Source organism: Streptomyces sp. NPDC051364, assembly GCF_040682115.1.
Taxonomy (GTDB): domain Bacteria; phylum Actinomycetota; class Actinomycetes; order Streptomycetales; family Streptomycetaceae; genus Streptomyces.
The window spans coordinates 44,951-59,025 of sequence record NZ_JBFBAH010000027.1; the positions used below are offsets into that span (position 1 = coordinate 44,951).

At 70.1% G+C, this 14,075-nt stretch carries 14 protein-coding genes and 1 pseudogene; 6 read left to right on the forward strand and 9 right to left on the reverse strand.

Translation table 11 applies throughout. From position 1 onward, the window contains the following. Positions 1-982: 982 nt before the first annotated feature. Complete coding sequence (locus tag AB0M76_RS34280) at positions 983-1,969, reverse strand: NAD-dependent epimerase/dehydratase family protein (protein WP_365956659.1); 987 nt, start codon at positions 1,967-1,969, stop codon at positions 983-985. A 203-nt stretch (positions 1,970-2,172) separates the two neighbouring features. On the opposite strand from AB0M76_RS34280, the gene AB0M76_RS34285 reads away from it, so the two are divergent. Then, entirely contained in the window at positions 2,173-2,928 is a 756-nt protein-coding gene (locus AB0M76_RS34285) for an SDR family oxidoreductase (RefSeq protein WP_365956714.1), read from the forward strand. 121 nt (positions 2,929-3,049) lie between these two features. Then, positions 3,050-3,709 carry a DUF5701 family protein gene (locus tag AB0M76_RS34290; RefSeq protein ID WP_365956660.1) on the forward strand — a complete coding sequence of 220 codons (660 nt, stop codon included), beginning with the start codon at positions 3,050-3,052 and terminating at the stop codon, positions 3,707-3,709. Between the two features lie 30 nt (positions 3,710-3,739). Here the strand turns inward: AB0M76_RS34290 and AB0M76_RS34295 are convergent, their stop codons facing one another. The 5 genes from AB0M76_RS34295 to AB0M76_RS34315 form a co-directional block, all read right to left on the reverse strand. Further along, on the reverse strand, positions 3,740-4,108 hold the full coding sequence (locus AB0M76_RS34295; protein ID WP_365956662.1) for a VOC family protein: 369 nt from the start codon (positions 4,106-4,108) through the stop codon (positions 3,740-3,742). 249 nt (positions 4,109-4,357) lie between these two features. Then, positions 4,358-4,573 (reverse strand): hypothetical protein, encoded by a 216-nt coding sequence (locus AB0M76_RS34300; protein ID WP_365956664.1) that lies wholly within the window; start codon positions 4,571-4,573, stop codon positions 4,358-4,360. 190 nt (positions 4,574-4,763) lie between these two features. Beyond that, positions 4,764-5,549, reverse strand: coding sequence for an ABC transporter permease (locus AB0M76_RS34305; protein WP_030303978.1), 786 nt, complete (start codon positions 5,547-5,549; stop codon positions 4,764-4,766). Continuing rightward, positions 5,546-6,508 (reverse strand): ATP-binding cassette domain-containing protein, encoded by a 963-nt coding sequence (locus AB0M76_RS34310; protein WP_365956665.1) that lies wholly within the window; start codon positions 6,506-6,508, stop codon positions 5,546-5,548. The genes AB0M76_RS34305 and AB0M76_RS34310 overlap by 4 nt, the downstream gene beginning before the upstream one ends. Positions 6,509-6,523: 15 nt before the next feature. Further along, the gene (locus tag AB0M76_RS34315; RefSeq protein ID WP_365956666.1) at positions 6,524-7,192 is read right to left on the reverse strand and encodes a DUF4097 family beta strand repeat-containing protein; all 669 of its coding nucleotides are present in this window, start codon (positions 7,190-7,192) and stop codon (positions 6,524-6,526) included. Positions 7,193-7,452: 260 nt separating this feature from the next. Between AB0M76_RS34315 and AB0M76_RS34320 the strand changes: the two genes are divergently transcribed. Further along, positions 7,453-8,187 carry a helix-turn-helix domain-containing protein gene (locus tag AB0M76_RS34320; RefSeq protein WP_328623628.1) on the forward strand — a complete coding sequence of 245 codons (735 nt, stop codon included), beginning with the start codon at positions 7,453-7,455 and terminating at the stop codon, positions 8,185-8,187. A gap of 35 nt (positions 8,188-8,222) precedes the next feature. Here the strand turns inward: AB0M76_RS34320 and AB0M76_RS34325 are convergent, their stop codons facing one another. Continuing rightward, entirely contained in the window at positions 8,223-8,594 is a 372-nt protein-coding gene (locus AB0M76_RS34325; protein WP_267003668.1) for a MerR family transcriptional regulator, read from the reverse strand. Between the two features lie 53 nt (positions 8,595-8,647). Here AB0M76_RS34325 and AB0M76_RS34330 point away from each other — a divergent pair, with 53 nt between their 5' ends. Next, positions 8,648-9,817, forward strand: coding sequence for an alkene reductase (locus AB0M76_RS34330; RefSeq protein WP_365956667.1), 1,170 nt, complete (start codon positions 8,648-8,650; stop codon positions 9,815-9,817). Beyond that, positions 9,754-10,492, forward strand: a pseudogene (locus AB0M76_RS34335) (transposase); the annotation flags it as partial. The gene AB0M76_RS34330 and the pseudogene AB0M76_RS34335, both read left to right, overlap by 64 nt. Before the next feature lie 197 nt (positions 10,493-10,689). Here the strand turns inward: AB0M76_RS34335 and AB0M76_RS34340 are convergent. Next, positions 10,690-10,977 carry a hypothetical protein gene (locus AB0M76_RS34340; RefSeq protein WP_067010458.1) on the reverse strand — a complete coding sequence of 96 codons (288 nt, stop codon included), beginning with the start codon at positions 10,975-10,977 and terminating at the stop codon, positions 10,690-10,692. Positions 10,978-11,228: 251 nt separating this feature from the next. Continuing rightward, positions 11,229-11,843, reverse strand: a complete 615-nt coding sequence (locus AB0M76_RS34345) for a hypothetical protein (RefSeq protein WP_365956669.1) — start codon at positions 11,841-11,843, stop codon at positions 11,229-11,231. A gap of 839 nt (positions 11,844-12,682) precedes the next feature. On the opposite strand from AB0M76_RS34345, the gene AB0M76_RS34350 reads away from it, so the two are divergent. Then, positions 12,683-13,648, forward strand: a complete 966-nt coding sequence (locus AB0M76_RS34350; protein WP_365956670.1) for a hypothetical protein — start codon at positions 12,683-12,685, stop codon at positions 13,646-13,648. Positions 13,649-14,075 lie beyond the last annotated feature (427 nt).

Sequence of the window (14,075 nt, forward strand, 5' to 3'; positions counted from 1 at the left end):
AGACGGGCACTGGCTCTTCCTTGACGCGTGTTCAGGGACGGTTCCTCCTGTCCCGGACTGCTCTCCGAGGTGCTCGTCCGACCTGCACGTCAGGGACCAGAGGGACTGAAGATTCACTATCGCGGAGCGTACCTCAGACATCACGCAGGCTCCGCCCGATAAAACCGCTGTATTGAGAGTTCAGTCCCTTCAGTCCCTCAGTCCCTGAAGTTCTACCCCAGTTAGTCCGCAAAAGTTCCCCGATCCACCCCGGTGCACGCCCGGGCGTGTCGCGGCGCGAACCCCCGGTCGGCAAGCGCCACTCCAGCCTTCCTCCACCAGCGTCCGAGAGTCCCTGGGTAAGCCGACCCTCCCCGGCCGGAAGCTGACAGCGGTCCTGACGGCCCCGCCCCGGCACCAGCACGCCCAGGGGCTGAACGGTCCCTGCCCCTGTTCAGTCCCTCCAACTTCAGTCCCTCGGCAAACCTGCAGGTCAGGGCCGTGGATCCACGATCTCAGGGACTGAAGGGACTCAGAATCACTACTTCCACGCTTTACGTGCGTGTGTGTATGCGCGAGCGTAAGAAAGAGCAGGTAGAGGTACCCATGTTCATATCTGGCTCATAACTAGAGATTTGAGTCCCTTCGGTCCCTGTGCCCGCGAGCCCGAGCCCCTGACCTGCAGGTTTATGCAGTGACTGAAGGGACAGGGACCGAAGGGTCCGAACCGGCCTTCAGCCCCTCGGCGGGGGGAGGGAGTACCGGGGGAGGGGTCGGGCCACCCAGGCACCGAACGCCACGAGGGACCGAACCCCGATCCGGCCCCACATGCGGCCCGCAGTCCCTGGGACCTCCCCCCCCCGTGCCGTCGACACGGCGACCGTGCCCGGAAAGCCACCGGCCCCGTCGCACAGGTGCGCGACAGGGCCGGTCGATGATGTCGTGACGTGCGGGCCTTCATGGAGAGGTCGCCTGCGACGACCGTCCCCGATGGCCGGGAGCCTCATACGAGAGCCATGTGCTCCCGGTACCAGTCGGCCGCCTCGTCCAGGCGGGCCAGCGGCCCCGGCCCGGGCGGACAGCCGGCGGCCTCCCAAATCCCGGCGCTGTCGTACCAGTGGTCCTGCGCGAGCAGCCAGAACTGACGCGGGCTCAACCGGGAACCGGAAGCCGCCAGCCGCTCCAGGCACTCCGCCTCGGAGAGGTCCCGCTCCACCGGAGGCACTATCTCCCGCCCGGCGAGTGCCCGCACCAGAGCGACCGTGCGCACCGGCTCCGGATGACTGGCGTGCCAGACGGTTCCCCCGTCCGGGCCGTACCCGAGCGCGAGGCGGGCGATGAGGTTGGCCAGGTCGCCGACCGCCACCAGGGACAGCAGAGCCCGCCCGCCTCCCCACAGCGCCCCGGTGGCTTCGAGGAGTTGTCCCAGCCCCGGTACGACCCAGCGGTCTCCGGGCCCGATCACCAGACTGGGACGGAGCACCACCGCCCCCGCGGCCAGTGCCGGCCCCTCGCCTGCCAGACGCGTCCGGCTGGTGGCCGAAACGGGCGCCGGAGCGACACCGTCCACAGGGATGCCACGGTGTGGTCCGGAGCCGTAAACGGCCGAGGTGGACAGGTGCACGATCCGTCCGACACCGGCCCGGCGGGCCTGATGCATCAGCGCCGCGGTTCCCTCGGTGTTGACGGCGGCGCACTGCCGTTCGTCGCCGCCGATCAGCGAAGCCAGGTGGACCAGGACGTCCGCTCCCTCACAGCTGTCGCGCAGCGACCCGGGGTCGGACAGGTCTGCTCGGACCCATTCGTCGGCAAGGCCGCCCTCCCGGGGGTCCCGCCGGCCCACCACCCTCAGGCGGAGCGCGGCGGACCCCGGCTCTTCGCACCGGATCCGGGCGAGTTCGGACAGAACCGCCGCACCTATGAAGCCGGTGACGCCGGTGATCACCACCCGGCGAGGCACGGCCCGCTGCGGGCGACGCAGCTCGGTCATCAGTACACCGTTCATCTCGAAAAACCGGACGGCCGGGATCTTACGTTCCTGGAGATCCGTAGGATTAGTTGGCAATCAGTCAGACAATCGGCCACGAGCTCACTCGGACCCGGTCCAGAACGGCGCGAACCTTGACGTACCCCCCCGCACCCCGGCCTCCCGCTCCGGAGCAGCAGCCCCGGGCACGGAGCGCCGACGGACCGCTGGCAGGCAGGACGGCACTGGTCACCGGTGCCAGCCGCGGCATCGGCCGTGGCATCGCCGAACGTCTGGCGTCCGACGGCGCGCTCGTGGTGGTCCACTACGGACAGGACAGTGCCGCGGCCCACGACGTCGTGACCTCCATACGGGCCGCCGGGGGCCAGGCTTTCGCCCTCCGGACCCTCCTGGGCGTCACCGGCGACGCCCAGGCGCTCTACGCCGCCCTCGACTCCGAACTGGCCCGGCGCGGCCTCGAGCCCGGGTTGGACATCCTCGTCAACAACGCCGGCGTCAGCGGCTCGGCGCGGATCCACGAGGTGACCCCGGAGCTGATCGACAAGATCTTCTCCGTCAACGTCAAGGCGCTCCTCTTCATCGTCCAGGAAGGCCTCACCCGTATGCGGGAGGGAGGCCGGATCATCAACATCTCCTCCGTCGCCACCCGGATCGCCTACCCGAAGTCCGTCGTCTACTCCATGAGCAAGGGCGCGGTCGACACCCTCACCCTGGCGCTCGCCAAGGAGCTCGGGCCCCGCGGCATCACGGTCAACACGGTCTCCCCGGGTTTCGTCGCGACGGACATGAACGCCAAACTCCGCACCACTCCCGAGGACGCCGCGAACCTGGCCCGGATGTCCGTCTTCGAACGCATCGGCGAGCCCTCCGACGTCGCCCACATCGTCGCCTTCCTCGCCTCACACGATGCCCGATGGATCACCGGCCAACGCATCGACGCATCAGGCGGCTCGCAACTCTGACCGGTCCGTGGCGCCCGCCCGGGCCGGGCAAACCGCGCGCGGCATCGACGGCGGGGGAACACTGCGACGAGCCACTTCGTTGCCATGGGGCCCACTGCTCCCGACCGAACCCAGGGGTACCGTGCCGAAATCCTCGTCCACCCCCACCGCCCCCTCCCTCCCGCCCCTCGCCACCCAGGCCGAGCGCCTGATCGAGCTGGGGGTGCACCGGCTCGCGGGGATGCCCGCCGACGAACTGCGCGCATTCGCGGAGGAAGCCGAAGGCCGATCCGACGACGCCCTGCTCGCAGTGCACCCGGACCGCGCCCCCGCCTCCGCCCTCGCACCGCTGCTCCGCCGCGAGGCCAAGCCCGGCTTCGTCGTCACCGACATGCCCGACGTCGACCGCTTCGTCACGGCCGACGGCATCGAGCCACCCGGCACGCCCCTCTACCTCCTCACCGGCCTCGATCGCGGCGACCACATGGCCAACTGGAGCCCGGAGGAGGCACTGCCCGCCCTCACGGAGCAGGACCGCACCCCGCTGCTGCTCACCGAGGGCATCCACTGGGTGCTCCAGCAACCGGCAGCCCTGGAACGCAACCACTGCTTCATGACCATCGGCTCACGGCTGCGCAAGGCGAACGGCGCCCTGGACGCCCGCACGCCGGCGATCTGGATCAGCAACGGCACGGGCCGGGACGGCCGCGAGCGGCGCAACGCCCCGAAGGTCGGCTGGTGCTGGTGGGGCAACCGCCACACCTGGCTGGGCTTCGCCTCCGCCACGGCCCGCAAGGCGTAAGGGGGAGGGCCGGGGTACACCGGGGTCGTGTCAGCTGCGGCTGGCGTCGATGACGCAGAACCGGTTCCCGTCGGGGTCGGCGAGCACGACGAAGTCAGGGTCCTCCGGATACAGGTCCCACTCCACCCGCTGCGCACCCAAGGACACGAGCCGATCCACCTCGGCGGCCTGCTCGGCGGCGTCGTCCGCGTACAGGTCCAGGTGGACCCGCGGATGCTCTTGAACCGGTGTCTCACTCAGCCCGAGCGCCAGTTGGACCCCGGTCCCCGCTGCGGGCATCAACACCACCCAGTTCTCTTCGATCTCCCCGCGCGGCAGATACCCCAGAGCCTCCGTCCAGAAAGCGGCCGCACGCGGCACATCCGAGACACCCAGCACCACAGATCTGATCGTCAGCACGCACCCATCCTGCCGGACGCTCCGGGCCGTCAGGGCGTTGCCCCCTGGACCTTCCTGAACATCTCGAAGAGGGCTGCTGCGACGGGCAGGCACTCGTTCGGGGGGACGTCGCCGGGCAGGCGGCGCAGTTCGACCTGCACCGGCCCGGCCGCACCGGACGCGTGTCCGGGATCGAGCCGGTGGTGCCAGCCATGGCGGGGGAGCCGGCCTTCATCCCTTCGATCACGGTGCTTCCGCCACCCGCGGACATCAGGTCCGGGCCACCGGGAAACCGCGCAGCAGGTGGCCGACGTCGAGTTCGTGCGTGCCGAGCTCGAGCGCTACCGCGAGCGCGTCGGCCGGCTCGAGGCTCGTCTCGACAACGTACGTGAGGAGGCGGACACGGCTCGCAGGGAGCGCAGTGATTTCGTGCTGGGGATCGAACGCGTCCGCGCGGACCACACGGACTGCCCTCTCGGCGGACACAGCACTGCTCGCGGTGAGTCCGGAGTCCTGCAGGCGAAGTAGTAAAGGGCACAAGGCCTGTCGGTATGCGCGAGGACCTCGGCGTGCTGTGTACGACTGAGGGCGGCGTACGCCGACATGGTGTGTCGGGTACGCCGCCCTGGGGGTAGACGGGGGCGGCTGCGGGAGGCAGTCCGCGCGCTCACGCCGCCTACTTGGGGTCGCGCTTGAACTGTGCCGTCGACCAGCGGTAGCCGAGTGCGATGAGGGCGATGGACCAGCCGAGGGCGAGCCAGCCGTTGTTGCCGATCTCGGTGCCGAGCAGCAGGCCGCGCAGGGTCTCGATGGCCGGGGTGAAGGGCTGGTATTCGGCGATGGGCTGGAACCAGCCCGGCATCGAGTCGATCGGGGTGAACGCGCTGGAGATGAGGGGGAGGAGGATCAGCGGCATCGCGCTGTTGCTGGCCGCTTCGGCGTTCGGGCTGGCCATGCCCATCCCGACCGCGATCCAGGTGAGCGCCAGGGCGTAGAGGGCGATGAGGCCGAAGGCCGCCAGCCACTCCAGGACGGAGGCGTCGGTGGAGCGGAAGCCGATGGCCACGCCGACGAGGCCGACGAGGACCACGCTGGCGATCGACTGCAGGACGCTGCCGACGACGTGCCCGATGAGCACGGAGCTGCGGTGGATCGCCATCGTGCGGAAGCGGGCGATGATGCCTTCGGACATGTCGGTGGAGACGGACACCGCGGCGCCGACGACAGTGCTGCCGATGGTCATCAGCAGGATGCCCGGCACGATGTAGGCGATGTACTCGTCGCGGCCGCCGCCGCCGATGCCGCCGCTCATCGCGCCACCGAAGATGTAGACGAAGAGCAGCAGCAGCATGACCGGGGTCATCAGCAGGTTCAGCGTCAGCGAGGGGTAGCGGCGCGCGTGCAGGAGGTTGCGGCGCAGCATCGTGGACGAGTCACGCAGGGCGAGGGAGAGGGAGCTCATCGGACGGCCTCCTTGGCCTCGTTGGTCTGGCTGGGCACGGTGGCGCCGGTGAGGGCGAAGAAGACGTCGTCGAGGTCGGGGGTGTGCACGGTGAGCTCGTCCGCCTCGACGCCGGCGGAGTCCAGCCGGTCCAGGACGGAGCGCAGGTCGCGCTGGCTGCCGTCGCTGGGGATCTGCAGGGCGAGCGCCTCGTCGTCGCGGGCGACCTCGCCCAGCACGGCGGCGGCGGCCTGGTAGGCGGCCGGGTCGGAGAACCGCAACTTCACGTGCCCGCCGGGGATGAGCCGCTTGAGCTCCTCAGCGGTGCCTTCGGCTGCGATCTTGCCGTTGTTGAGGACGGCGATGCGGTCGGCGAGCTGGTCCGCCTCCTCGAGGTACTGGGTGGTGAGGAAGACGGTGACGCCACCTGTGACGAGTTCGCGGATGATCTGCCACATGTTGTGGCGGGAGCGCGGGTCGAGGCCGGTGGTGGGCTCGTCGAGGAAGATGATCCGCGGGTTGCCGACCAGGGTCATGGCGATGTCGAGGCGCCGCTTCATACCGCCGGAGTAACTGGCGGCAGGCTTCTTGGCGGCCTCCACCAGGTCGAAGCGCTCCAGCAGTTCGGCGGCGACCCGCTGTCCCTCGCTCTTGGACAGGTGGTGCAGGTCGGCCATGAGGAGCATGTTCTCCTCCCCGGTGATCAGCCCGTCGACGGCGGAGAACTGCCCGGTGACACCGATCGCCGCCCGCACCGCCTGCGGATCGGCCGCCAGGTCATGACCGGCGACACGGATCTCACCGGCGTCCGGGGTGATGAGGGTGGAGAGGATCTTGACGGCAGTGGTCTTCCCGGCGCCGTTCGGCCCGAGCAGGGAGAAGATCGTCCCCTCCGGAACGCTCAGGTCGATGCCGTCGAGCACGCTCTTGTCGCCGTAGGACTTGCGCAGCCCGTTCGCCGCGATGGCCAGGTTGGTCATGGTGGGATGCTCCCTTTAGAGGCTGCGGGCGGTGATGTTGCCGTAGGAGGTGCTGGCGTGGATGTTCAGGTCCGGGGTGCCGCCGGTGTTCTGGAGCGCGTTGTTGATCCGGCCGTAGGTGGTGCCGGCGTCCAGGGCAGCGGAGACTCCGCGGGCGGCAACGACCGTGATCTCGCCGGCCTCGGTGCGCAGCGTGACCGTGCCGCGCATGGCCTCGGTGATCTGGAGGTCGCCCTTCTTGGTGCTGATCTGCGCGTCCCCGCCCAGACGGCCGAGCGAGACATCACCCGACATCAGGGTCAGACGGGCGCTCGCGGCTTCGTCGATCTTGACCGTGGCCTGCGCGCCCTCGAAGGAGACATCGCCGAGGCGTCCGACGCCGCGGAGTTCGGCGCTGGCGGCCTTCGCCTCGACGCGGGAGCCGGCGGGCAGCTGGACGGTCACCTCCACCGACCCGGAAGAGCCGAGGACCCGGTTCTTGGCCGGTGCGGCCTCGATCCGCAGAACACCGTCGGTGTAGGTGACGGTGGTCTCCTCGGCGGCCTTCACGTCGCGGCTCTTGGAGGCGTTGGCGGGCAGGATCTCGACGGTGGTGTTGTCCCGGTCGGCGGCGATGAACCGGATGTGTCCGGCGGGGATGTCGAGGACGGTGGAGATCGGGGCGGGGGTGTCGAACTTCTGCATGGTTCTCTCCTGTTTATGTAGCGCGCTCTCTCGGCCCGCTGTTTCTGATGATGGAAAAGCTACGTTGCATTCACAGATCTGGCAACACGTTCGTTGCGCAAAATCTCTATCAGTGCAGGTAGAGGCCGAGAATTCGTTGCAATGAGCCGAAATCTAATGCAACGCACCCCACCCCACACGTTGCAATGAATTGCGGGTGAACGCTATACTGGCGACCTAGAGACGCCCTTGAGCCACGACAGACCGCGAAGGAGCCCGCGATGCCGGGAGGCAGACTCACCCAGCAGGAACGCCAGCAGATCGCGCTGGGACTGGCCGACGGCCTCGCCTACGCGGAGATCGCCAGGCGTCTGGACCGTCCGACGTCGACGGTCACGCGTGAGGTGATGCGCAACGGCGGCCCCGCCGGCTACCGCTCGGATCTGGCCCACCGGGCCACCGAACACCGCGCGCACCGCCGCAGGCAGGCCGCGCCCCGCGACCCGAAGGCACCCGCGCAGACCCACGGCCGCGATGCCGAGGCGGTGCGCGAGTACGAGGAGACGTTCACCACCGTCCTCATGCAGGCGGGCACGCCCAAGATGATGGCCCGGGTGCTGGCCTGCCTCTACATCACCGACGCGGGCAGCCTCACCGCGTCCGAACTCGTCGAGCGCCTCCAGGTCAGCCCGGCGTCCATCTCCAAGGCGATCGCCTTCCTCGAGGGCCAGGGCCTGGTCCGCCGAGAACGCGACGAACGCCGCCGCGAGCGCTACGTCGTCGACAACGACGTCTGGTACCAGTCCATGATGGCCAGCGCCCGCGGCACCGCACAGCTCGCCGAGACCGCCAGGCAGGGCGTCGGCATCCTCGGCCCCGGCACCCTGGCCGCCACCCGCCTCGAGAACATCGCCCGCTTCGTCGACTTCGTCTCCGAAAGCATCGCCCGCGCAGCGGAACAGGCCCGCGACGTCCTCTACACGAAACCCGAAACACCCTCGGAAACCACCACCTGAGCCACAACGCGTCCGCCGAAGGTGACGCGACGGCGCTAGGCGGCCGTCGTGCGGCCCGCCGCCGCTTCGATCACCTCGTCCAGCACCTCGCGGGAGCGGATCAGATCGCCGATCATCCGGTCGATCCGGTCCCGCTCCGTGGCCAGTTCAGCCACCAGCGCCGGGGTGGCGCGCACCGACGGGCCGCCGTCCTCGTCCCGCATGCAGGGGAGGATCTGCGCGATCTTCGCGCTGTGCAGGCCGGCTGCGTAGAGCTCCTGGATCCGGATGACCCGGTCGACCGCCCGCTCGGGGAAGTCCCGGTGGCCGCCGGGCGTCCGGTCCGAAGCCAGCAGGCCCTGCTCTTCGTAGTAGCGCAGCGAACGTTCACCGACCCCGGTGCGCGCAGCCAGTTCGCCGATCCGCATACCCCACCCCAGCTCTTGAATCTGACATCAATGTCAGCTTTTACGGTACCGGCATGACGCAGACACAGCACGGTCCCGCCGCTTCCCGCCTCTTCGAATCCGCCCGCCTCGGCGGCCTGGAACTGCCCAACCGTCTGGTGATGGCCCCGCTGACCCGCAACCGCGCCGGGGCCGACGGTGTCCCCGGCGAGCTCATGGCCACGTACTACGCACAGCGCGCCTCGGCCGGCCTGATCATTGCCGAGGCCAGCACCCCGAACGCCGTCGGGCAGACCTACCCGCACATCCCCGGCATCCACACCCCGGCGCAGATCGCCGGCTGGCGCCGGGTCACCGAGGCCGTGCGGGCCGCCGGTGGCGGGGGGATGTTCCTCCAGCTCCAGCACGGCGGCCGGGTCGGCCACCCCGAGACCAGCGGGTACGTGCCGCTCGCCCCGTCCGCGGTGCCGTTCCCCGAGCAGCTGCACACCCCCGGCGGCCTCCGGGACGGCGTCCTACCGCGCGCGATGACCGCCGAGGACATCAGGTCCACGGTGGCCGACTTCGCGAGCGCGGCCCGGGGCGCCGTCGAGGCGGGCTTCGCCGGGGTGGAGGTGCACTCCGCCAACGGCCACCTCCTGCACCAGTTCCTCTCCCGCAACACCAATCGCCGTACCGACGCGTGGGGCGGTTCCGTCGAGAACCGCATCCGGTTCACCGTCGAGGTGGTCCGGGCCGTCGCCCAGGCCATCGGCCCGGAGCGGGTCGGCGTACGCATCTCGCCCGGGCTGGACGTCAACGGGATCGAGGAGGGCGACACCGAGGAGATCTACCCGGCGCTGGTCAAGGCCCTGGCCGACCTGACGCCGGTCTACCTGCACCAGGTCCACGCCGACCCCGACCGGCCCGCCTTCGCACAGATCCGCCGGGACTGGCCCAGCATCCTGATCGCCAACCCGGCGCTCTCCCGCGAGGAGGTCGCTGCCGACGGCGGCAAGTGCCGGGGCGAACGCCTGCTCTCCGAGGGCGCCGACCTCGTGGCACTGGGCCGGGGCTTCCTCGCCAACCCCGACTTCGTGCAGCGGCTGCGCACGGGCGCACCGCTCAACGACATCCGTCCGGAGTTCCTGATGCACGTACAGGGGGCGGAGGGCTACACCGACTACCCCGTGCTCGGAGAGACATCAGCCACGAGGGCCTTCGGATCCTGCTCCGCGAGGAGGGCGTCTCCTTTCAACGCATAAAGACATGGAAGACCTCGCGCGACCCCGACTACGCCGCCAAGAAGGCCAGAGTCGAGCACCTCTACGCGATCGCTGACAGAGAGGTCATACCCGACGACGGCGAGCCCGAAGTCGTCTTCTGCCTGGACGAGTTCGGGCCGCTCAACCTCCAGCCCCACCCGGGGCGGCAGTGGGCTGAGCGCGGAGGGCAGCACAAGACCCCGGCCGGGAGGCGAGGCCCCGCCGACGGGCGACCTACATCCGCCCGGACGGGGTCCGGCACCTGTTCGGCACCTACGACCTGGGCTGGACAGGCTCTACGGCCATATCAAGCCGAGAAAGCACCGCACGAGGTTCCTGGAGTTCTGCCGCTACCTGCGCAGCCTCTACCCGCCTCCGGTCCGGATCATGGTCGTGCTCGACAACTTCTCCCCGCACCTGGCCAAGAAGGACAGCCGGGTCGGCGACTGGGCCGCGGCGGACAACGTCGAGCTCGCCTACACGCCGACCAACAACTCCTGGCTGAACCGCATCGAGGCCCAGTTCACCGCCCTGTGCCACTTCGCGCTGGACGGCACCGACCACACCAGCCACAAGGAGCAGGGCAGCATGGTCCGCCGCTACATCATCTGGCGGAACAAGCACGCTGCCGACGAACGCCTCCGCGCGGTCGTCACCCGCGCGAACGTGGCCTGAGCCATGGCAGCACCCGGTGGTTCATGGCAGGCTCCCGGGACTGCGGCTCCCAGATGACCAGGCGGTACTCCGCCGCGAGCTGCTTCCTGTTGCGGCGCTGGCTGACCTGGCGCTGTTCGATCGCGTGAAAAGGCTCCCCGTCGGCGGTATCCGCGCCGCTGGGACGGGCACAGCACTGCCCCGAGGCGGCTGATCACCTAGGCGGACACATATGTGAGTGCCGGATACACCTCCGGGTCGCCCTCGACACCGGCCTCACGGAGGATCGGAATGAGGATCTCGGCGAAGCGGTTGAGGGCCTCCTCGGACTCCCAGACGTCGACGACGCGGAAGGTGCTCTCGCCCTGTCCCGCGATGTGTGCGAGCAAACCTTCTACGGGCCAGTCGGCTGGAGATTCCATCCGGTTCTTGCCCCCGGTCAACTTGCGGTTGGTCTCCTCGTACTGCTCCTGTGTGAACTCGGGGGAGATGAGGACGATCGGCATTTGGGTCCTTCCAGATCGCGGAGACGCGGCATGGGCTGCCACGTCTGGGCCGGAATCAGGCGACGGCGACGTCCGCCTGTTCATATAGCGATCCTGGGCCGCGTCGCATCATCGCGCATGACTTGCTGCTCCACACGAGATGGAGTCACGCCCGTCGAGAGGGCGAACGTTGCCTGACGCGGCACCAGGTGCCGAAGTAAGCAAGCGAGCGTGCAGTTGGCCAGATGGGCCCTCGCTGGCGCTCCTTACCCCTACGGTCGGTGCGCCATGATCAGCTCGAACTCCTCCAGGCTCAGCAACCTGGCGTTCAGCTTCTTGAGGGACGCGCCGCGGATCGCCGACTGCGGCCCCCGCGTCGCGACCAGCGCGGCCTTGTCGCGGAACAGCGCGCCTACGTGCGCGCGCCCCGCCGCTGCGTTCAGGAAGAGCGTCGCGCTGACCGCGCCGTCCAGGGCCTCCAGCTGGGGACGGCCCAGCTCCTCGAACGTCTGCCGGTACGCGGGCGCGTCGGACGGGTCGAACTCCACGTACCCGGTCCGGATCCACATGCCGGGCGCCACCTTGGGCGCGGGCGTGTACGACACGGCCTCCCAGTCGTCGACGGTCACGGTGTCTGCGAAGGGGGCCAGCAGCTCCAGACGGCGCTCGCGCAGCCGCGTATCGCTCTCCGCCCGAGCGCTCTCGCTCTCCCACCACGAGCCCATGAGGATCTTGCCGATCTCCCCGTCCGCGAACAGCCCGAAGCGGTGGTAGCCGGGGTTCTGGATGAGCAGTCCGGGTGCTTCGCTGCGGAGCGCGTCGAGCACACCCTCGAGCTTGGCCGGGTCGCCGGTGGCGTAGGTGGTGCGCACGTACCAGGTTTGCATGGCTCGTCCTGTCGGAGGGGGGCTCCCGCGGCGGTGGCGCGCGGCTCCCCTCCATGCGAAGCCGAACCGAGCCGGTCCGCGACGCGAGTGGCCCATTCGGTGGTGGCATGGGGTGGGCTGGTCGCACTCCTGGAGCGCAGCCGTTCGAAGAACGCCACCACCTCCTGGTGTGGCTCGCCGGACAGCTGCTCCACTCCCCGACCCTGCGGGCAGCCGTGCCCACGGTGGTAGGCCCCGCCGAGCGGGCTGCCTACGCCGAGCAGCTGCGCAAGGAGGTCTCCGAGGCGCTCCACCCCCACGTCGTCGCCGAGTTGGCCGCCTCCCTGGATGCCCGCGACCCCGGACGCCCGGCCCCGTCCCTCCCGTACATCGGCGACGCCCTTGATGCCCGGGACCTGATCCTGGCCCTCACGACCGCCCGGGCCGCGATCGAGGCCGCCGACGGAGCCGTGGTGCTGCGCGCCGCCGGACGCATGGGAGTTCCACCCATGCGTCCGGCCCGCGCCGGAGGCCCTGATGTCCGGCGCCCGCCTGACCTTCGGCGACCTCGCCGAACCGCTCCGGCCTCACCGCCGAACAGGTCGCGGGCCTCGCCATGGAGCTGGTATCCAGGGACGCGGCCGCCGTCTCCCACCCGAGGTGGGACCAGCCATGTTCGACACCCCCGCACCCGCCACTGCCGACCGGATGCTGGCCGCCCAGCGGCACGCTGCCGACCAGTTCGGCCTGCGGGCCACCGGCTGGCCCGCCGCCCGGCCCGGTAGGGCCGTTGTCACAGCCGGCGGCTACCTTGCAGCTCAGCACACAGCCGATGCAGGACGCAGGGACAGGGAGCGGCGATGGTGGTCGAGGCGGGGTACGCGCAGGCGTGGGACCTGGAGGCCCGCGCGCCCTGGCGGCCGATATCCGCCGGGGAGGCCCGGGATGCCGCCGGGCTTCCGTACGTCGTGGTGTACCAAGCGGCGGGCCGGGAGGCTCCGCTGGAGGTCCGGCTCGTCTCCTGGCGGGATCACTATGTCGGGTTGTGGGTCTACGACGCCCAGGGCCGCCGCACCTACGACCTGGACATGCGGCTGCTGGACGACCCGTCGCGGCTGCTGCGCCGGTACTCCGTCGGCTGGTACTACACCGGCCCGGAGATGGCGGAGTTCGACAAGGCGTGCCCGCGCATCACCGTGGACCTCTTCCCGGACGGGAGGGGCCGACGGACGGAGGAGCGGCAGGGGCAGGGCGGGGGCTCCTACGTCACCTCGCCCAGTCTCCGGGACGACGAGCGCTGGATGGACCGCCCCGCCTTCGGGGAGTGGCCGCTGCTCTCGGCCCAGGTGCACGGGCTCATTGAGCCGCCGGCCTTCGAGGCGGCTGAGGTGGCCGAGGCAGCCGAGCCCGGTGACGGAGATGCCCCCGCCACCTGCTGGCGTCCGCCGCGACCCGCGCAGCCCGGGCCGATCAACGAGCTGTTCCGGCCCGGGGTGTGTGTGACCGACGGGTACCACCCCGAGATGACCGTCGTGGAGCCGCGCCGGGTCGGCACCCTGTGCGGGCCCAGCGGGCTGCTGGCCGTCTCCGGCCCGGACACCGACGAAGGCGACCGGCCGCGCATCACGGTCCCCCTCGCGCCCGGGGAGTACGTACTCGACGAGGCGCGGGTCCGCTTCAGCTACCACTGCGAGTGGCGGGACGCCGAGGTCACGACCACGGAACCCACGGCCGTCCGCCTGCTCGTCAGCGAGACCCCCGCCGCGACCTGGAGATGGCCCTCGGCCCGGACGACGATCCCCGGCTGTTCATCGAGAAGCAGATAGCCGGCTTCGACACCGACGGCGCCACCGGCTGCTTTGCCGACGCCGGGGCCTGGGAGCCGCTCATCGCGCTCTTCGAGCGGGGGCTGATCCAGGGGGAGCCGGACCTGGACGGGTATGAGGACATCGACGACGGCTCCATGTTCATGGCGTACCTGGGACGAGGCTTCCGGCGGCGAGCTCATGGCCTTCGCGACGACCGGGGACGGTACCTACCCCGTGTGGGTCGGCCGTTCCGAGGCCGGCGAGGTGGTCGGCGTCGTGGTGCTGGTGGGGGGATGCCCGAGCTGCTCCCGGAGCGGGACGGAACCACCGCCGATGCCTGAGACGACGTACGTGACCTTTGAGGAGTCCTGGGAGCGGCGTCCCCTACCCGGCGGTCGCGAGCTGTCCCCCGAGGAGGCGTGAGCCCGGGATGCCGCCGGCCTTC

What these genes read in the sequence shown, in the direction of transcription:
- AB0M76_RS34315 (WP_365956666.1), bottom strand. Translation starts at nt 7,192, where the DNA reads ATGCAGAAGTTCGACACCCCCGCCCCGATCTCCACCGTCCTCGACATC.
- AB0M76_RS34345 (WP_365956669.1), bottom strand. Translation starts at nt 11,843, where the DNA reads ATGCAAACCTGGTACGTGCGCACCACCTACGCCACCGGCGACCCGGCC.
- AB0M76_RS34350 (WP_365956670.1), top strand. Translation starts at nt 12,683, where the DNA reads ATGGTGGTCGAGGCGGGGTACGCGCAGGCGTGGGACCTGGAGGCCCGC.
- AB0M76_RS34280 (WP_365956659.1), bottom strand. Translation starts at nt 1,969, where the DNA reads ATGACCGAGCTGCGTCGCCCGCAGCGGGCCGTGCCTCGCCGGGTGGTG.
- AB0M76_RS34310 (WP_365956665.1), bottom strand. Translation starts at nt 6,508, where the DNA reads ATGACCAACCTGGCCATCGCGGCGAACGGGCTGCGCAAGTCCTACGGC.
- AB0M76_RS34305 (WP_030303978.1), bottom strand. Translation starts at nt 5,549, where the DNA reads ATGAGCTCCCTCTCCCTCGCCCTGCGTGACTCGTCCACGATGCTGCGC.
- AB0M76_RS34330 (WP_365956667.1), top strand. Translation starts at nt 8,648, where the DNA reads ATGACGCAGACACAGCACGGTCCCGCCGCTTCCCGCCTCTTCGAATCC.
- AB0M76_RS34340 (WP_067010458.1), bottom strand. Translation starts at nt 10,977, where the DNA reads ATGCCGATCGTCCTCATCTCCCCCGAGTTCACACAGGAGCAGTACGAG.
- AB0M76_RS34320 (WP_328623628.1), top strand. Translation starts at nt 7,453, where the DNA reads ATGCCGGGAGGCAGACTCACCCAGCAGGAACGCCAGCAGATCGCGCTG.
- AB0M76_RS34325 (WP_267003668.1), bottom strand. Translation starts at nt 8,594, where the DNA reads ATGCGGATCGGCGAACTGGCTGCGCGCACCGGGGTCGGTGAACGTTCG.